This is a genomic window from Microcoleus sp. MON1_C5 (assembly GCF_036701875.1).
GTDB lineage: Bacteria > Cyanobacteriota > Cyanobacteriia > Cyanobacteriales > Microcoleaceae > Microcoleus.
The window spans coordinates 125676-144133 of sequence record NZ_JAUBRN010000002.1; the positions used below are offsets into that span (position 1 = coordinate 125676).

The 18458-nt window shown below is 47.3% G+C and carries 14 protein-coding genes; 6 read left to right on the forward strand and 8 right to left on the reverse strand.

What is annotated here, in order from left to right; all coding sequences use genetic code 11:
* The first annotated feature begins 23 nt into the window (after nt 1-23).
* From QUA71_RS01785 to QUA71_RS01805, 5 genes are all read left to right on the forward strand, one after another.
* Nucleotides 24-338, forward strand: a complete 315-nt coding sequence (locus QUA71_RS01785; RefSeq protein WP_006633023.1) for a YlxR family protein — start codon at nt 24-26, stop codon at nt 336-338.
* Nucleotides 339-720: 382 nt separating this feature from the next.
* The gene (gene infB, locus QUA71_RS01790; RefSeq protein WP_333281467.1) at nt 721-3912 is read left to right on the forward strand and encodes a translation initiation factor IF-2; all 3192 of its coding nucleotides are present in this window, start codon (nt 721-723) and stop codon (nt 3910-3912) included.
* 405 nt (nt 3913-4317) lie between these two features.
* Complete coding sequence (locus QUA71_RS01795; RefSeq protein ID WP_333281470.1) at nt 4318-5058, forward strand: low-complexity tail membrane protein; 741 nt, start codon at nt 4318-4320, stop codon at nt 5056-5058.
* A gap of 240 nt (nt 5059-5298) precedes the next feature.
* On the forward strand, nt 5299-5523 hold the full coding sequence (locus QUA71_RS01800) for a hypothetical protein (RefSeq protein WP_333281473.1): 225 nt from the start codon (nt 5299-5301) through the stop codon (nt 5521-5523).
* 410 nt (nt 5524-5933) lie between these two features.
* Nucleotides 5934-7124 (forward strand): glycosyltransferase, encoded by a 1191-nt coding sequence (locus QUA71_RS01805; protein ID WP_333281476.1) that lies wholly within the window; start codon nt 5934-5936, stop codon nt 7122-7124.
* Nucleotides 7125-7426: 302 nt separating this feature from the next.
* On the opposite strand, the gene QUA71_RS01810 is transcribed toward QUA71_RS01805, so the two are convergent.
* The 7 genes from QUA71_RS01810 to QUA71_RS01840 all read right to left on the reverse strand — a co-directional run bounded on the left by QUA71_RS01810 (nt 7427) and on the right by QUA71_RS01840 (nt 15825).
* Nucleotides 7427-8554, reverse strand: coding sequence for a glycosyltransferase family 4 protein (locus tag QUA71_RS01810; protein ID WP_333281480.1), 1128 nt, complete (start codon nt 8552-8554; stop codon nt 7427-7429).
* Nucleotides 8555-9151: 597 nt separating this feature from the next.
* A complete protein-coding gene (locus QUA71_RS01815; protein WP_333281483.1) occupies nt 9152-10360 on the reverse strand; it encodes a DegT/DnrJ/EryC1/StrS family aminotransferase in 1209 nt (402 codons plus the stop codon).
* 621 nt (nt 10361-10981) lie between these two features.
* Nucleotides 10982-11557 carry an alpha/beta hydrolase gene (locus QUA71_RS01820; RefSeq protein ID WP_333281485.1) on the reverse strand — a complete coding sequence of 192 codons (576 nt, stop codon included), beginning with the start codon at nt 11555-11557 and terminating at the stop codon, nt 10982-10984.
* Nucleotides 11558-12155: 598 nt separating this feature from the next.
* On the reverse strand, nt 12156-12464 hold the full coding sequence (locus tag QUA71_RS01825; RefSeq protein ID WP_333057719.1) for a DUF3493 domain-containing protein: 309 nt from the start codon (nt 12462-12464) through the stop codon (nt 12156-12158).
* 169 nt (nt 12465-12633) lie between these two features.
* Entirely contained in the window at nt 12634-13866 is a 1233-nt protein-coding gene (locus QUA71_RS01830) for a DUF445 family protein (RefSeq protein ID WP_190738668.1), read from the reverse strand.
* An 85-nt stretch (nt 13867-13951) separates the two neighbouring features.
* A complete protein-coding gene (ubiE, locus tag QUA71_RS01835; RefSeq protein ID WP_333217430.1) occupies nt 13952-14659 on the reverse strand; it encodes a bifunctional demethylmenaquinone methyltransferase/2-methoxy-6-polyprenyl-1,4-benzoquinol methylase UbiE in 708 nt (235 codons plus the stop codon).
* Between the two features lie 221 nt (nt 14660-14880).
* Nucleotides 14881-15825: a response regulator gene (locus QUA71_RS01840; protein WP_333060945.1), complete on the reverse strand. Its 945-nt coding sequence runs from the start codon at nt 15823-15825 to the stop codon at nt 14881-14883.
* A 156-nt stretch (nt 15826-15981) separates the two neighbouring features.
* Here QUA71_RS01840 and QUA71_RS01845 point away from each other — a divergent pair, with 156 nt between their 5' ends.
* Nucleotides 15982-17076: a RuBisCO accumulation factor 1 gene (locus QUA71_RS01845; RefSeq protein ID WP_333281489.1), complete on the forward strand. Its 1095-nt coding sequence runs from the start codon at nt 15982-15984 to the stop codon at nt 17074-17076.
* A 158-nt stretch (nt 17077-17234) separates the two neighbouring features.
* Here QUA71_RS01845 and QUA71_RS01850 read toward each other — a convergent pair whose 3' ends face one another.
* Nucleotides 17235-18242: a DUF4349 domain-containing protein gene (locus QUA71_RS01850; RefSeq protein WP_333281492.1), complete on the reverse strand. Its 1008-nt coding sequence runs from the start codon at nt 18240-18242 to the stop codon at nt 17235-17237.
* Between the last annotated feature and the right edge of the window lie 216 nt (nt 18243-18458).

The window sequence follows — 18458 nt, forward strand, 5'->3', positions numbered from 1 at the left end:
CCCTACTCCCCCTCTCACAAGAAATGAAACCGAACTACCGGTGCTGTGCAAGTTGTCGAAAAATAGCTCCTAAGGAAGCTTTTTGGCGAGTAGTCAGGCTCTATCCTTCTCATCAGGTACAATTAGATCGTGGCATGGGCCGTTCTGCTTACCTTTGTCGGGAAGCAGAATGCCTCAAAGCAGCTCAGAAAAAAAATCGACTTGGGCGATCGCTCAAAGCGCCTGTGTCTGACGAACTGTACCAAACACTTTGGCAGCGTTTAGCCACATCTGACTGTACATCTTACTCTGGCCGGGCCGGACGAAAAACCGACAATAGTTCGGTATCGACTGTATAAACCCTCTTGGCAGCCCTACCAGTAATTACCGGTAGCGCCAGCTATAAAACCCCAATCCGATCTGCCCACCAGTCTGGAAAGATTTGTGTCAGATTAGATAAGGGTAGGGTACTAGCAGAGGTATCCTCAAGGTGGAAAGGCAAACTTTGAAGCTTGAGAGAGTGGGTTTTGCCAAAACTCAGACTTCGGAGTTCCAAGTTCCCAAACAGACTTGAGAATTCTTCAACCGCAGACTTCAGCGAGTTGCATCTTTTAGATAAAATTGCTGAGCGAGTACCAAAACCCCGATTCCTGACACTGAATCAATCACAGCGAATGATGTCGTCATTAGAACAAAAAATCACAATGTAAAAACTGGTTGGCACAAAAGAGGGCAGAGTGGATGAACAACGGCAAAGTAAGAATTTACGAATTATCACGGGAACTAAATTTGGATAATAAAGACATCTTGGCAGTATGCGAGCGGCTCAATATTTCAGTCAAGAGCCACAGCAGCACAATTACAGAATCCGAAGCAGAGCGCATTCGCAAAACGGCGGAAAAATACGTAGCCAGTAGCCACTCTTCCCCCGGCAAGCCAGCTCCACCCGAAAGAGCAGCAGCGCCATCTAGAGAATCTGGCCCTCACCCTAACGACCAACAAAAAAAGCAGCAAATTTTAGAAATACGCAGTCCAAAAGTACGCCCGGCTGGTGCCAACTCCCAGCCTGCAGGCAACGAGGAGAACAAAGACCAGCCCGCGGCAACCGTGGCAACTCCTCCCAAGTCGCCTGCAGCTCAACAACTCCAGCCTCCAGCTAAACCGAATATCAATCGACCTGTACTGTCGAAGCCAAATGTCGCTGTCCCGGCGGCTCCGTCAGAAACAGTGTCAGAAACAGTGTCAGAAACAGTTTCGGAAACTGTAGGTGCGATCGCCCCGGAAACAACCGCCCAAGCTCAGGCACCTACAGCACCTCAACCGCCGTCGGAAAAGGCTCCCGAACGCACCAAGCAACCGCCGATCGCCCCTCCCGCGCCGTCGGCCAAACTCACGTCGCCGCCAGTCAGAGGGGCATCAGAGTCGGCTAGCCGTACCCCACAAAATCTGGGGAACAAGCCGGTACTCAAACTTGCAAGAACCGAGCAAGAGCAATCAGAACAGTCAGAAACTCTGGAAGCGCCGGCTAAACCGAGCCGCCCCAGCAGACCTACACCGGGAGGTACCGAATCCCGCGACGCGCAAAGACCGCGCCGGGAAGGCGCTGGTGGCCCAGTCAAAACTCCACTTGCCGATCGACCCCAGCCCGGTGGCCCGCGCCGGAGCCTGGCCCCCGCAACGTCAGCTACCGGGCTGCGTAGCCGCGGCGGTGACACCGGAGCCATAGGGGATGACACTGATGACAATGAAGAAGATAATACGCCGTTGCTGGAGATTCCTCTCCTCGAAAGGCCCTCCCTCCCTCGTCCTGCCAAAAAGACATCGGTCATTTGGGAAGAAGATGATGACGAAAACTCAGATGCTGCCAAAGCTGCCAAGGCAGTTAAGGCAAAACGTTCTCGCCTCAAACCCATAGACGAGGATGACGAGGACTTAGAAAACGGCTTGGATCTGCCAGCACCAGTCACGGTCAGCCTGTCCCTAGCCCGCCCAGCTAAAGCGAAGGGACAAGCAGCACCCAAGTCAACACCAACTCCGGGCGCACCTGGAAGCAGCGGAAAAAATAAGAGACCAGGCCCTTCTCACGATAAAAGTTCTTCTTCAGGTTCCAGCGGGGGACGCGGCAACCGGGGCAAAACAGCCGAAGCTAAGGTAGAACGTCCAGAAAAGCTCCTGCTGAGCAGGCCGATGACCGTTCAAGAACTAGCAATTACTCTGGCTGTTCCCGAAACCGAAATTATTAAGCGGCTGTTCTCTAAAGGAATTGCGGTCAATATTACCGAAACCTTGGACATTCCAGCGGTGAGGATGGTAGCCGAAGAAATGGGCGTAGAGGTGGAAACCCCAGAAAAAGTAGCCCCAGCTATCAAAGTGATCGAGATGCTGGACGCAGCGGATTTGGAATACCTCGAACGCCGTCCGCCAGTAGTAACGATTATGGGTCACGTGGATCACGGCAAAACTACCTTGCTCGACTCGATCCGCAAAACCAAGGTGGCTCAGGGAGAAGCTGGGGGCATTACCCAGCACATCGGTGCTTACCACGTGGATGTGGTACACGAAGGCAAGAGCCAGCAGGTGGTATTTTTGGATACGCCCGGTCACGAAGCCTTTACAGCGATGCGGGCTCGGGGAACACGGGTTACGGACATCGCCATCTTGGTGGTGGCGGCGGACGACGGCGTGCGACCCCAGACAATTGAAGCGATCAGCCACGCGAAAGCGGCGAAAGTGCCAATTGTCGTGGCTATCAATAAAGTTGACAAGGAGGGTGCTCAGCCGGAACGGGTGAAGCAAGAGCTTACTGAGTACGGCTTGGTCGCAGATGACTGGGGCGGCGATATCACGATGGTTCCAGTCAGCGCGATCCGCGGCGAAAACCTAGATACGCTGTTGGAAATGATTCTGACAGTGGCGGAAATGGAAGACCTCAACGCCAACCCGCACCGACCGGCTAAGGGTACTGTGATTGAAGCTCACCTCGACAAGGCAAGGGGGCCTGTGGCAACTCTGCTGGTGCAGAACGGCACTCTACGAGTGGGCGATATTGTGGTCGCAGGCTCGGCTCTGGGCAAGGTGCGCGCAATGATCGATGACCGGGGCGAGCGCGTAGACCAAGCAACTCCATCCTTCGCGGTGGAAGTCCTGGGGCTGCGGGAAGTTCCTCGCGCCGGAGACGAGTTTGATGTCTTCGCAAACGAAAAAGAAGCTGCGGCGATCGCCACTGGAAGAGCTACCTCCCAACGAGATTCCCGCCTGCTGCAAGGCGGCCGGATCAGCCTCAGCGGCTTCTCTCAACAAGCTAAGGAAGGCGTTCTCAAGGAACTCAACTTGATCTTGAAGGCAGATGTTCAAGGCTCCCTCGAAGCAATTGTCGGCGCTCTGACTCAACTTCCTCAAAAAGAAGTTCAACTCCGACTGCTGCTATCTGCTCCTGGGGAAATTACAGAAACGGATATTGACCTCGCTGCAGCCAGTAATGCTGTAATTATCGGGTTCAATACTACTCTGGCAACCGACGCTCGCCTCGCGGCTGACCAAGCGGGGGTAGACGTGCGGGAATACAGCATCATCTACAACCTCTTGGATGATATTCAAGGGGCGATGGAAGGCCTGCTGGAACCCGAACTGGTGGAAGAACCTTTGGGTCAAGTCGAAGTCCGCGCTGTCTTTGCGATCGGTCGCGGGGCTGTGGCTGGATGTATGGTACTCTCTGGCAAAGTCATCCGTAACTGTAAGGTGCGGGTGCGCCGGGGCAACAATGTCGTTTACGAAGGTGTCCTCGACTCCCTAAAACGGATGAAGGAAGATGCCAAGGAAGTCAATGCTGGCTTTGAATGCGGCATTTCCTTGAGCGGGTTTAGCGACTGGGCGGATGGCGATATGATTGAAGCCTACCGGATGGTTACTAAGCGCCGGACTCTCTCTCAATAGTTTTGAGTTGTGAGTGTTGAGTTGGAAGAGAAGTTTTGAGCGATCGCAACCAAATTGCCGATCGCTCGCAACTCTTCTCTTCACTCAATACTCCCACACTCATCACTCGCAACTTGGGTTTTTAACTTATACCAGAAGGAAGAAGGTTTTAGTTATCTAGGAGAGAAGGAAGAAGCAATAAAAGCAAAGATGTTAGCAATTAACAACGTCCTAATCGTCTTGGCTGTTGCTGAAAATTCAAAACTTAAAACTAAAATAAGACTTACGCAAATCAACAGAGTTTCCTCCCAAAATGCTCGGTTTGACCGCTAGAAATGTACTCTTCGCACCGGGTTTCTGGGTCAAAAGTGCGTCCCCGACTCTCAAAATTCAAAACTCCTAACTCATAACTCATAATTATTTAAAGTGCGTTCTTTTTGGTCAGATCCTTTTTTGTGGATTCACCTTTCTGGGGCGGCTACACTGCCGATATTCCTGGGGCTGTGCTTGCTGGGACTCGCAGTGGGTTCTCCCCAGCTCCCTGTCTGGTTAGAAATATTTTTAGTAGCTGTAGCAGGTATTGTTCCTGTACTGTGGATGCAGTGGTTCCGCCCTTTTTACATTTTTAGTATTTTAGTTGTGGCGGTAAAACCGCAGAATTTAACTTCTGTGCAGCACCGACTTCTGACTCGGTTTAAAACAAAGTTAAATCAAGGAATCGCTCTTTTTGTCGCTGTTTTGCTGGCAGTAATTTTGTGGCAACTCTACCGATTGGCTCCTATCGCAGCTTCGGTGGCTCCCTTTCCTCCTTCCTGGCGGTGGGCTGGATTGTTGTTGGCAGCTTCTGCTTTTTTAGCTAGCAATTTGTTTTTGCAGGTGTCTGCTAGTGTCATGGCGGTTTTGCTGACGCCGGAATCAGAATTTGCAGCGACAAAGCCTCATGTTTTAGAAAAAATTCGGCAGGATTTTACGATCGCGCCTTGGCAAGTCGATCGACTTTTGCCGGCTTTTGCAGCCGAGACAACTGCCGCTGTGGCTGCACCCGTAGAGTCAATTGGGCCAGCATCCGGCATAGGGAATTCGTCAGTCGGCAGTCTTGTCAACCCAAAACCTGCTGACACCAACGGCGTTACATCTCTACCCGAAGAGTCGAGCGAAAAAAAGTGAAAAAAAAAATTAAGAGGGGGACAATTGTAGTTTAAGCTACTTTAATTTGTACAGATGTATGCTGGGAAAAAATAGGTAAGGCCCCTCTTCGGATAGAGATTATTAATAGTCTTAATATTTAATTTTTAATTGCAGGTTGTGGATATTTTATATTGGCTATCTGGAGAGAAGAATCTATAATAGAGAGTGTCAAGGTCAGCTTTCAATCCTTACAGGGGATTAAAACAGAGGTATAACAATATGGCGAATTATCTACCGATCGCAGAAGAACCTCAAGCCACAGAGCCGATCGAGCTGTGCGAAGATTCTGAAATCTGGGGCAGTCTCAAATCCGCGATCGGCGCAAGTTCAGGATTTCAACGCTGGCAGCTAGAACTCAATTTTGAGCGTCAGCAGCAAAATGCCACCATCGATCAGCAGGTTCGTTCCTATCTGCGGGAAACTTTAGAAACTTTGGCTTATTGAGTACCCTAAAACCAAATATTGTCACGGTTTGTGAATTTTACAGGCAAATTCTGCTGGCATCCCCTCCAATATGCTATGTGAGTGCCGACAGTGAGTGTCGATCGCGACTTCGGATCTCAAATTGCAGGGGACAGTATTTCGGGTTACTTAGTTGGGATTAATTCCCGCATCCTACTTCCCATACACTCTCAGAAAAATCAAGAAAAAATTAGCCGGAAACCCCCCATACAAAGCCGCGGCAGCCGCTATCTATTGACGTGACTGTTGGCGAAACTCTTTATAATAAGGCTAAAGCAAAGTAAAATTAATAGTGGGGTCGTGGCGGTACATCAAATCGTCCAAACCGACCTGCTTACACATCTTTTGCACCGTAAGTCCTATTAAATACTGTACAACCACAGTTGAGAAAAATGCGCTTAGTCATAGTTCAGTATGCCGGCGATTACGCAGAAGCTTTTGAACGCCTAGCCACAGGAGGAAGCGAAACATATTACGCTCAAAAATATTGTGTTGATGCCGTTACCGAGATGGCAAAACGAGCTGAGTCAGTAACGGTTATTTGCTGCATGACACCAAAATTTGACGATCGAGTTCTAGAGAACGGCGTGCGGGCGATCGGTTGCGGATTTGATTACAAAATCGATCCCCAAAAATTGATCGAGTTAATTGCCCAGCAAAATCCCACTCATTTAATCATGCGGACGACTATTCCCCCCGTTTTTAAGTGGGCAATTAAAAACACAATTAGAACCATCGCTGTATTTGCCGAATCTATTGCAACAAAAAGTTGGCGCGATAAATACCGCAACTATTTCCTATCCCGATTGTTGAATAACAAACAAATAGAATGGGTTGGAACTTACGGCATTACTTCATCTTTATTGTTCAAACAAATAGGAGTAAAAGCTGATAAAATAATTCCCTGGGACTTTCTCTTAGAGACCAATCCCGGCTCTTTGTCGCCGAAAACAATCCCTGCGGACATCAAAAAAATTCAACTTTTTTACGCTGGTTCGTTAGTACCAAGTAAGGGAGTGGGCGATATATTGAGAGCCGTAGCAAAGTTAAGAGAACGGAATAATATATCAGTTCACTTAAAAATGGCAGGTAAAGGTGAAGATGAGTTTTTTGCCCAGCGAGTCGAAGAGTTGCAAATTAAAGATTGTGTAGATTTTATGGGAATCGTGCCAACTCAGACTTTAGAACCTTTAATGAGAGAATCCGATCTCGTGTTAGTTACTAGCAGGCACGAATATCCCGAAGGTTTTCCCCTGACAATTCAGCACGCTTTACGCACTAGAACACCGATAGTAGCTTCGGATCACCCGATGTTTAAAACCCACTTGAAGCACGGCGTTAATTCCATGATTTTTGAGGCAGGGAACTCTCAGGCTTTAGCAGAATCTATCGAAAAACTAATTTCGGATTCAGCGCTTTACCACAATATTTCTGTGGCTTCTCACTCAACCTGGCATGAGTTGCGTCTGCCTGTCAAATGGGCGGAACTGATCGATCGCTGGCTGGATGATTCTCCTGAAAGCAAGCAGTGGTTATTTGAAAAACGACTAGCTTCTGGAGCCTACAACTCAAGACAAAGTTAATAATTAGGTCGCTCTAATTAAACTTGAGTAGGAGTTATATCTAGTCCTGTCATATAACCCTCATCAGGCAAGTAGTCAGGACGAAGAGTCGTTTCTTAAAGATTTTAGGCAATAAAGAGCAGGGCGGTTTCATTCTCTTGTAGGGGCAATCCCCCGTGGTTGCCCCAATCCCTGAAATGCTGAGAATTTCGTTGGTGGGGAGGGGTCGGCATGAGGACACCACCTCTACAAAATCCGGGTTTTTCTAAGAATGAAACAGCCCTGCAATAAAGAGTCTTCGTCAGTCCTCTCCTATTTGGTTTTTATTTTGCCTGCATTTTTTGTAGAATCTGCTCTCCGCGCCTAGCAGCAACTTGTGGCCAAGTGAATTCCAAAGCTCGCTGGCGGGCGGCGGCTCCCATCTTCGCACGCAACTCAGGAGAATGAGATAGTTTTCGCAGTCCCTCCACCCAGGCGTCTGTATCGTAAGGATCGAGAATTATGCCGTCAATACCATCACGCACAACACCGCCTCCTCCCATCGGCGAAGCGAGAATCGGCAAACCGTGACCCATTGCTTCATAGATAACGAGTGCGCTACCTTCCTCCAGACTGGGAAAGGCAAAAAAGTCAGCTTGGCGATAGGCAGAACTGTAGTCCAAAGCATAATCAAAGTGAACTACATCAGAACGTTTCAGCAAATGGCTGCAAGTTTGAACGATCGCCGGTTCGAGCGAGCCAAAAATTGTCAGCTTTCCCTTAATGCCAGCTCGCTCCCAAGCCTGCAACAGCAGGTGAGCCCCTTTGCGGACACAGGCAAAGCCTAGGAAAAGGACGTTAACTTCCTCTGAGGGGGGTTTTTGGGATTGATAATTGGGGAAACGCTCTGGCGACCAACCTTCAGTCGTTAAAAGCAGTTTCTCTTCAGGAACTCCGGCTTCTTGGAACGATTTTACTACTATCGGACTAGGACAAAACAGAAAGTCAACTACCTTGAGTTTTTGGTCTTCCTTCTGGATTTTTTCTGGGGTAATTGCGTGTTGAGGTTCCAATCCCAAGCGAGAGTAAGCATCGTCAAGGATACTCTTAGCTTGCCTTTGGCAACTATTAACTCGCTCCCAAAAAATTGGCTTACTTTGCTGGTTAACACTCCGTACAGTATCTAAGGAGATACCGGGCCACAAGTAGGCAGCATCAAAATTTTTGATATCTTGGAGAAAACGCTTCTCTGTCTTGATTTTGGGAGCACTAGGGCTGCGGTAATACAGTTTCTTCAGAAAGGACGGAATTGCTTCAACTATATTTGAGTCGCGACAGGAGGGCTCGCAACTCGGGACAACCATGCGAGCCTTCAGATCCGGCTTTTGCCATTCTTTGCACACTGAAAAAAATACGTGACTGATGGCTCTGTCATTGCAATGAATTGGGAATAAAGCACTCACTTTTAACATAGCGTTAATCTTCCGTTAACTAAGGTTTTTCAGCTTTTTTCTAAACATTGACATTGAACAGCCATCCTCTGTTTGCAGAGCAGTCTCATTTTAAATAAAAGGAGATTCCGTAACGGGGCTGTGATTCTACCGTGCCAGCATAACACTTAAGTGAAATCACTGACAAGGCCCTGAGAAAAAAACTATGTATTTTCGCTATATAAGATTTTTTTTTAAATTAAATAGTAGCATCCAAAAGGCAGGGAAAAATTTTTAACTATGTTTAGCATCTAACTAAATAAGGGTTTTTAACCATTGTATATAACTAGAGAATTTAAATGGCTGCTACACATACTTTCGTCCTGAATCTTACGGGCTAAGATAAGCGACCGGGTATTAAGGCCGGATTTGTTAAGTAATACCACTTAAAAAGACAGAATACCGAGAAATCCAACTTCGCGCCTAGTTGTCGGGACTCTAAAAGCGATCGGATTTTACGTTTAATTAAAGCGAGCTGCCGCTCATTACTTTGTAAAAGGCGTTGTGGAGAAAAAAACATCCGAGCTGCTTTTCTGAAAAAACAGCTCGGATGTTTTAATGACAACCTATTTCAGGACTTTAGCCTGCTGTTGCTAAAGCTGGATTCTTAGTATTGCCGATCGCCAAACACTTTTTAACAGCCGCAATTACATCTTCCACATCTGCATCTGTTAATTTGGCCGAAATCGGCAAGCTAATTGTATGCAGTCCGATGTAGCTAGCATTCGGATAGTCTTCCGGCTGCCATCCAAACATTTGTTGATAGATAGGATGTTCCGGCATACTCATGTAATGTACGCCGACACCGATATTTTCAGCATTGATAGCGTTGAGAAACTCGTCGCGGCTGATTCCTGCTTTGGCTTCATCTACCAGAATGGTGTACAGGTGATAAGCATGAATTGTATCCGGTTCGGGGTTTGCGGGCAAAGTAATCGGCAGATCCGCAAATGCTTCGTTGTAGCGCTGCCAAATCTGCTCCCGCCGCTGCCAATAAGGGGTGACTCGTTTCATTTGATGAATGCCGATCGCAGCTTGCAGATCCATCATATTGTATTTAAAACCGACTTCCACCACTTGGTAGTGCTTGTAACCCGAGTCTCCGAAGCGCTTCCAAGCATCTTTGCTCATACCGTGCAGCGCTAAAATTTTGAGCTTGTCGGCGTCTTCTTGACGGCCGGCCAGAATCATTCCTCCTTCGCCCGTCGTGATGTTTTTGGTGACATAAAAGCTGAAGCATCCGAAGTCGCCAAAGGTGCCTGCTTTCCGTCCCTTGTACTCTGTTTCGATCGCGTGAGCACAGTCTTCTATTAACTTCAAGTTGTGACGGCGAGCAATCTCGCAAAGCGCATCCATATCGCAGGGACGACCCGCGAAGTGAACCGGCAAAATTGCTTTAGTTTTTGGAGTTATTTTAGCTTCGACTTGAGCCGGGTCAATATTCATTGTCACCGGATCTACATCCGCCAGTACCGGTGTTGCGCCTGCGTGAATAATCGCATTAACTGTGGCACAAAAAGTCATCGGAGTAGTAATGACTTCATCCCCCGGTTGTAACGAAGCAGCGAGGATGCTCAAGTGCAGTGCCGCCGTACAGGAATTGACTGCAATCGCGTACTGAGAATCCTTGTAAGCTTTGAAGTCATCTTCAAAACTCTTGACTTTCGGACCTGTACCCAACCAACCTGTTTTCATGGTTGACACCACTTCTTGAATTTCAGCATCTTCGAGCGCCGGAGCGCCGAAAACCAAAAAACGGTCTTTTGAACGAATAGGATTGTTGTTCATGTTGCCAGTGTTACCCCGTGAATTGAGTCTATCGAGTGAAAGTGTCGTCCCCTGAAAAGTAAGATTTTATTTGCATTTGAGGTGCTGTTCATTAATGCAGTCTCTCACCTTTTTTTTCAACTTTTTTTCGTCAAGAGTTTTGGGGAATGCGTGGCGCAGTGGTATTGGTTATAGCACGAGCTTACTAATGACCAGCCGTTTTTCCGCAAGCGCCTGACTCTGAGAGCGTTGATCTATCTTAAGATAGATCAACTGCAATGTCCAGGCGATCGTATTTCAGTTTATGGGGGATACAGAAGCTCATGCCGTGTTTTTTATTCTCAAATAGTTTTATTAATCAAAATATACATATATTTTATTTTAAATTTGTGTAAACCATCGAACGTTTATCCGGACACTTCCTTTACAGCCAACTTATACCCTTTTAGGTTTGAGATTTGAGAATTGGGAATGCCTGATTACCGTCAGGTTTGGAGCTTGTCTACCGTTGCATTTTTTTTTAAAGTCGTGTTAAATTTAGGCAAATTTTGCCCAAATAAAATGTGACTCCACTTTAATTTATGGAGGTTCAGAAACATTGTGCGATCGCTCGCACGAATCCACCCTCCTTGACACCATCTGCTACAGTCTAGGGAGGCGAATCTTGTTCAAAATGTCTTGCAGCCGTTCTGAAACGCCGCCCAATTGTTCTGACAAAGCTACCAGTTGACCGTAAGCTTCAACTAAGCGATCGCCCTCAACATAAACTTCTGGAGTAGGATAATTCTTCATCGCTTCCAGCAGTGTGATCTCGTTATCATTAGTTGCAGACAGCACCATGGCCTCGCGCAAAGCTTCTCGATTTGCATTCCCAGAAGGAGTGCGAATTACCTGACCGACTTCATCGAGAATTATTTCCCCAACCTTGCTGTTAAGCGTCCGATCCAAAAAGCTTTGACTGACTTTTACTGGTCTCCTCAGACTGTTGCGAACCGCTTCCGGGTCTTTTTTTGCCTTTCCCAGCAGCATTTCTAACGCGGGCGACATTTGCCCAGTTTCTGCAAAAATTTCTAATTCGCTGACGGGTAAAGTCATTCGGATCGCACTGTATTTGAGCACTACCTTTTCGGCCGCCGCCGCAGCATTGCTGTAAAATACAATTCCCGCGCCTGCTGCCAAAAATAATGTCCACCGCCCTTTGAAAAATGATCGACCCATAGTAAAATCTCCCAACATCTTTTTCTACTTCGACTTTGACACATCTCATCAATTACTGCACAGGCTAAGGTCTTTGGGAAATACCAAATTATTTGAGCGCCCAAGCAGTTATACCATTTGAGATTTTAGAGAGATTTTAGATTTTAGATTTGCACATGACTGATGATTGTCCGGGTTTGGAGCACGAGCCTACAGTTGCAGGATTTTTGGGAACTGGTATTACCTATATCGGATGATAGGCACAAAACTCGGTTCAGGGCGCTTGTACGGGCCTCTCTGTGCGGAGTGTGCACCCTACTGATTCTCTCTCCCAATCTCCCGAGCCTAGCAAAATGCCGAACGCCAGCTCTTCTATCAGTGAAGGCTGGCGCTGGGCTTAAATTTATTTTATATATTTAGGGTCTTTATGAAAGCTGACCCCAATTGAACGAATTACAAGCGGTTTATGATTAGGGCCTTTAAATTTGCTGACCCCAATTGAACCCACATTATTATAATTACAGGGATCGCTGGCAAACCAGGATTTTATAATAATTTCTTTATATTTCTAACTTTTCCTTGCCTCAGATAGATTTTTGTCTCGATTTGTAAATTTTTGTTATTTCGACTTCGGGGATCGGCCCTCGGCGCGCTGCTCCCAGCGAAACAGGAACACCATCAGGGCCACAACTCCGACTTGGAGGGCAAAATTAGGCAAAGCAGAACCAATTTCCCGGCCCGAGGCAATTTTAGCGAGGAAAACCAAGCCGCCGATAAAGCCCGAAGCGCCACAAGCTACGTAAACAAACTGTCGCAGAGGCCGGTAGGGAGTGGCCATTTCTGCGGTTAAACGCTCGTATTGTTGGCGGCTGAGGTTGCGCGGGTTTTTTGGGATGTTTGTACGATCGTCCGAATTTGGGGCTGGCATAGATTTAGGAAATAGGTAAATTAAGATTGGGCCACAAAAACCCGGTTTCTACCAAACACCCTCTGGCTGAGGTGGCAACTACTGCCGAAAAACCGCGTTTTTGGTACTGGGTGCGCCAGAGAGAGTGAATATTAGACTACAACAAATATCTCACAACTGCCGAAATAAATCATCGCTGAATCCAAACCACAACTGTCTGCAAACAGCCGACAAAAACACCCAAAATCCCTCCTAAATTTACAATTCCCTGCAACTCGCTTTGGACAATTCCCTGAATTGCTAACTCCAACTCTTCAGGAGAAGTACCTTTTACTCGATCGACAATCACTTGGTCGATATTCAAAATCGGGATAGCCTGAGCTACAATATTTTCTAAATCTCTTTCTAAATAGCGCTCTAAAACCAAAGCCAGTTCTTGGCTGACAATTCCGAGGGAAGCGCTCATCACCGCTGAAGTTTGCAATCGATTGAGAAGCAACCGCGAAATATTTTCCCAGTCAATAGATTTGCTCAACCCCTCAAGTACGTCTGTACCCCGCTGTTGAACGTAGCTGCGAACGCTGTCGCGCATAGTTTTTCGCAACTGTCTCACAGTCGAAACCGGTAAATTTTGCATCGACAAATTTTGCAGCCATTCCTGAATTCGCCCGCGAATCCCCAAAGAAATAGTTAACTCTGCTAAGCGCTGATTTGTCGCTTCTCTGTCATCAAGACAAAAAGTCCGCAGCCGAGTTAAAGTGTTCCGCAAACCAAACAAATTTGCTACTACCCAATAAGTGCCGCTGGTTTTTTCTCGAAACCCTTCATCGATGATCGAAATATTGCGATCCGTCAAAAAGTCAATTAAAGCCTGCCGCAGCACTTCCGGTGGTATTACTACCTGCAACAACCACTCAGCAAGCTGAGCCGCCTGAGATTCGGTTAGCTGAATCTCCAGCAAAACTTGGTCAAAAATTTGATTTAGCTGAACTTCTAAAAAATCTTCCCGGCGCGCCAAAACTTTGAGAATTCGCGGCATAGATTCCCCCAGCAAATCTCGCAGAATGTTTGCGAGAATTTTAGCGGTTTTTTGCTCGGCGTCGGCTTTTACCTGATCCAGCGCCAACTGCAACAGCCAGAGAATTATCGACTGCATCCGCTCAGTTTGCAGGAGGCGGCGCGCCAAGTTTTGCAGTTCCTGTGGCGTCAGCAGGGAACCCATAATTGTGTCGGAAATTCGCTTTGCTAAACGCTCTTGGTTGCGGGGGATCAAACCTGGAGTGAAAGGCAACTGCCGCCCTTTGATGTAAATAGCTCGATAGGGGCGGAACAGCATTTTGATAGCTATATCGTTAGTGAAATAGCCAATAATTCCTCCCACTACAGGTGGGGCCAACAACAGCCAAATTTCAGACGGATTCATAAATGATTAAAAATAGGGTAAGGTGCACACGGATCGGTACACCCTATAGTTAGATAGCCGATCTAGACTGCAAGCATTTTTAATTTTAAATTGCTTTGCCCAGTACCAATACTCCCATCATAGCTCCAGCAATGGGGTAGTGGGTGGCGGCGGCAAATCCGGCTTTGTTGGCGATCGCCACTTGCTCCTGGCCGATCGGGAATTTTTCTAAACTAGGATTAATGTAAGCATATTCTTGAGTCATGCCAAATTGCTGAGCAATGGGCACTACGAGACTGTCTAAATAAAACTGCTGAAAGCTCCGCATTAGAGAATTGCTGGGGCGGTGGAGGTCGAGAATAGCTGCTTTGGCACCGGGTTTGAGCACGCGGTGCAATTCCTGAAGACTGCGGGGGATGTCAGTCACGTTACGCAAGCCGTAACCCATTGTGGCGCAGTCGAAGTAATTGTCAGCAAAAGGCAAGTCTAGGGCGTCAGCTTCTACCCAGGAAATGGGACTTATAGGGGTGAGAAAAGGTCGATCGCGCCTTGCAGCCACGGCCAATTGTTCGGCGGAAAAATCTACTCCAAATACGCAACCGGTCGGCCCTGCTTGTTTAGCCAGCAACAAAGCTAGATCCCCGCTACCGCAGCACAAATCTAAACAAGTATTTCCCGGGCCCGCACTGCTCCATTTCACCGCCATTTGCTTCCAAATCCGGTGTTGCCCAAAGCTCAACCAGTCGTTCAATTGGTTGTAAACTGGTGCAATTCGATTAAATATAGTTTTAATTTGTTCGGCGTTATTAGTCATCGGTCATTTGTCATTGGTGATTGATAATTTGTAATTAGTCAGCCGGAAAAAATAATTAATCCGTGCATTCATGTCATGCTGTCGCCAGTCATTAATGCTTTTTTATTTGTTAGCGAGCGCTGAGCTTTTGTCGAAACTCATTGGTTTGCTATCATTTTAAACTCAAGACTTAGAGGCAACTAAGGACTAAGGACTAATGACTGATGACTCATGACTGATGACTAATGACCCTGAAAACTCGTCAATACCAAAGCAACTTCTTGAGCGGCGAGGTGAACTGTTGTGAGTTCGTCAGGGCGCAGGGAACAAGGCTGCTTCCACTGCATGGAAATCAGGGCGATCGATCGACCTTTGTGAATCACCGGGATGGTCAGGTGAGCTTGAATGCCGGATTTCTGATAGTGCGGCAGGCTGGCTAAGGCTGTGTCGATCCCAATATTCACAGCACCCTGAATAGTTTGAGAGGTAATTGCTTCTCGAACCAGAGGGTCATCTGCCAGCCAATTTTCCACAGTTGAACCAGTGGTGTGAGTGCCTTGGACTGGTATTAAAACATTTTCTTCCACCAGTTGCAAAATGCAAGAGTCCGCCAAAAAATTATCACTTATAGCAGTAGCAATTGGATCTAAACTTGCTTCCAAACTCGGATAATCCACAGCCGTTTGCATGATTGTGGCTAACAGTTGTATTTGATTTTGGGCGCGATCCAATTCCTCAGTCCGCTGCTTGAGAATTTCATAAGTCTCGGCCGCCTTTTGCACCACCATTTTCAGTTCGTTCGGGTCCCAAGGCTTGGTGATATACTTGTAAACCTGTCCTGAGTTAATCGCATCCACCAAGTCTTCAATGTCCGTAAAACCAGTCAAGATAATTCTGACCGTATTCGGAAACTGGGGCACGGTTTTGCTCAAAAACTCCGTCCCCTTCATTTCGGGCATCCGCTGGTCGGAAATGATGACGGCGACCTCGCCTTCGATGCCGAGGACTTCCAAGGCGCGAATTCCGCTCTCAGCTTTGAGCACGTTAAAATCTCGTCGGAAAGTGCGGTAGAGTAAATCCAGATTGTCTGGTTCGTCGTCTACTACCAGCATTTTGGGCTTTTTCGGTCTGTGTAGGGTCATGAGCTGGCGTTTAATTTGATCTAGCTCTGAAATGGCATTATCCATAACAATACGATAAACTCCCCTTTGTAAATTTAGGCGAGCAACTATTCTGTAACAATAGTCTCATAACTCACTTACTATTAATCTATCGCTCTGCCGCGACACGAGCCTTGCCAGTATCCAACCACACATAACTTAGCGCTAGTTTTTGATTCAATTATGACTGATACACCGCAAGATTCATCCCCTCCTGCATCTGCATCCTCCACAACTGCTGTGGATGCCGAAAAGTTAATTCGATCGCTCCGCCGAAAAGAAGGCACTTGGGTAGAGTGGGGACAGGCCTGCACTGCACTGCTAAAAGCTGGCTACAACTCTCAAAGGATTTTTGAAGAAACTGGTTTTGAGCCAATTCAGCAAAATCAAGTGAGCGTCGCAGCCCAAGTCTACACCAGCATGGTCAATGCTGGGGCTTCAGACGAAGTTCGATCGCACTTCCTGGGCAAAGGTAGTGATATCTTATACGAGTTTCGGATTCTCTCTCAAGTAGAGCGGGCCGGGGCGGCTGCTTTGATGCTAACCCACAATTTGGATGTTGACGATGCTCGCCAAGTTGCTAAAGCGATCAAGGAGTTTTCGCACTTCGGGAGTCTCCCCCAAGGGTTCACAGACACTCCCGGCGATGCTATGGCTTACCAATGCTGGCAATTGGCGAGACAGAAAAGCGATTTGCAAGAGCGATCGCGCTTAATTGCTCGCGGTTTAAAATTAGCTAGCAGCCCAACCGCTAGGGCGCAAATCGAGCAGTTGCTCGTCGATTTTACCGTAGTTTCCAGACGGGAAGCGCCCCGCCTGCCCGTCTACAGGCTCGATACCGAGGAACAATTGCCCCGGATTGTCCCGGTTGTGGGCAAATTGCCGCTTTCTACCAGAGATTTGCTGGCCGTGCCTTTGCCGGAGGAAATAGAGCCGTTCCGAATGGTAAAATTTTCCGGAGCCGGAGCTTGGGTGGCGATTCCCGGATGGCAAGTAATTTTGAACGCTGAAGATCCGGTGGCTGTTTTGGAAATGAGCGATCGATTGCCGGTACCGCTGCAAGGCAAAGTTGAAGAAGTTTTGATTATTGCCGATCGAGCCCAAAGACAGTGGGATGCTGACAGTTATTTCCTCGCCGATAACGGGGGCAATTTAGAATTGTACTGGTTTGAACAATCCCCAGATATTCCTATTTTGGGGCGAGTTGTTCTGGTGATGCGTCCCAAAAAGATTGTGGATGAAGACTATACCAAAGATGGATGGCAAATTGATGATTAGTCAGTTGTTAGTGGTTAGTTGTTAGTTGTCAGTTGTTAGTTGTTGTCAGTTGTCAGTTGTTAGGTATCAGTTGTTAGTTGTTATCAGCCAACAGCCAACAGCCAACAGTCAACAGTCAACAGTCAACAGCCAACAGTCAACAGTCAACAGTCAACTGACTACTGAGGCGGTTTCGGTTCTGGAGTTGTCGGATCAGAATGCTGTTTCTTAAATCGATTAAAGCCGTAAACCGCAGCCGCAATTAACAGAAAATAAGGACTGTAAGCCAACAGCCAAATACCCAAAGCAAACAAACCGAGCGTCAATTCACCCACCGAATGAGTCGCTTTCCCCCAACTTTCTTGCACCCGCAAACCTAGAGTAGGTTCGGGAGTTTGTTGAGCCGATACTGCTGCTTCTAGAGTTAAGCTAATAGTCGAATAGGCTACTTGATTTCGCAAACTTTTTAACTGAGCGTCAATGCGTTCGATCGACTCCCGAATATTGCTCAACTCTTGAGAAACTTTGAGAACATCGCCGACAGAGCCCGATCGCTCCATAATTTTTAACACCATTTCCTCGGATTTGCGGAGGTTCCGGAGTCTAGCCTCGTTGTCAACTAATTGATTGGTAACATCCTCAGCCGTCAGAGAACGGTTCTCTACTGTTCCGAGTTTTGCCAAAGCCTCTAAAGTCGTTTCTAAACGTTCTTGAGGCACGCGAATCTGCACAGACGCGGTTTGGCGGACACTCGAATCCGGCGGCTTTTGATTTTGGAAACCCAAGATATCGCCTTGCTGTTGTTCGACAATATTAGTAACAGATTTAGTGCTGGCGTCAATAGATTTGACAACTACACTGAGTTGGGCTTTTTTAATCAGTTGGGGACGGGTTGCTGGAGTTTCTGCTGCTTTTTTTGATGCACCAGGAGTTTTTGACCTTTGGGCTGCTGGCTCGGGTGCTGGTGCCGATTGTGGAGCCGATGCTGCAACTTGGTTTTCAGGCCTGTTGGATGAAGCCGCGCCGCCTGGAGCGCTGCCGGTCGATTGATCTCCTCCGCAGCTAGGCAAAGCAATGGCTGAAGATAAAGTTAAGAATACCGCCACAGCAAAACGAGTTGTGCTGTTGTTGGCTGGGTTTGGGTTTGGCTTGGGCGGGGGGGAATTGATTTTGAGGTGAGTTTTCATTTGGGTGACTCCTCTAAAAAAGGCTTGGGTATTGAATTTTATGCTGGTTTCAATTTAAGCTTCAATAGATAGTGTTAGTTTAGCCGATACGGAAATGGAAACGGTAGAGGTTGAATACTTTGGGATTTTTAACCGCAGATAAACGCAGATGAACGCAGATGAAAGCCAATAAATATCGGTGTGATGACCGAAAACAATTTGGTCACAAGTCCCCGG

What these genes read in the sequence shown, in the direction of transcription:
- QUA71_RS01820 (WP_333281485.1), bottom strand. Translation starts at nt 11,557, where the DNA reads ATGGGTCGATCATTTTTCAAAGGGCGGTGGACATTATTTTTGGCAGCA.
- QUA71_RS01830 (WP_190738668.1), bottom strand. Translation starts at nt 13,866, where the DNA reads ATGAATCCGTCTGAAATTTGGCTGTTGTTGGCCCCACCTGTAGTGGGA.
- QUA71_RS01800 (WP_333281473.1), top strand. Translation starts at nt 5,299, where the DNA reads ATGGCGAATTATCTACCGATCGCAGAAGAACCTCAAGCCACAGAGCCG.
- QUA71_RS01840 (WP_333060945.1), bottom strand. Translation starts at nt 15,825, where the DNA reads ATGGATAATGCCATTTCAGAGCTAGATCAAATTAAACGCCAGCTCATG.
- QUA71_RS01825 (WP_333057719.1), bottom strand. Translation starts at nt 12,464, where the DNA reads ATGCCAGCCCCAAATTCGGACGATCGTACAAACATCCCAAAAAACCCG.
- QUA71_RS01810 (WP_333281480.1), bottom strand. Translation starts at nt 8,554, where the DNA reads ATGTTAAAAGTGAGTGCTTTATTCCCAATTCATTGCAATGACAGAGCC.
- QUA71_RS01785 (WP_006633023.1), top strand. Translation starts at nt 24, where the DNA reads ATGAAACCGAACTACCGGTGCTGTGCAAGTTGTCGAAAAATAGCTCCT.
- infB (WP_333281467.1), top strand. Translation starts at nt 721, where the DNA reads ATGAACAACGGCAAAGTAAGAATTTACGAATTATCACGGGAACTAAAT.
- QUA71_RS01805 (WP_333281476.1), top strand. Translation starts at nt 5,934, where the DNA reads ATGCGCTTAGTCATAGTTCAGTATGCCGGCGATTACGCAGAAGCTTTT.
- QUA71_RS01845 (WP_333281489.1), top strand. Translation starts at nt 15,982, where the DNA reads ATGACTGATACACCGCAAGATTCATCCCCTCCTGCATCTGCATCCTCC.
- QUA71_RS01850 (WP_333281492.1), bottom strand. Translation starts at nt 18,242, where the DNA reads ATGAAAACTCACCTCAAAATCAATTCCCCCCCGCCCAAGCCAAACCCA.
- ubiE (WP_333217430.1), bottom strand. Translation starts at nt 14,659, where the DNA reads ATGACTAATAACGCCGAACAAATTAAAACTATATTTAATCGAATTGCA.
- QUA71_RS01815 (WP_333281483.1), bottom strand. Translation starts at nt 10,360, where the DNA reads ATGAACAACAATCCTATTCGTTCAAAAGACCGTTTTTTGGTTTTCGGC.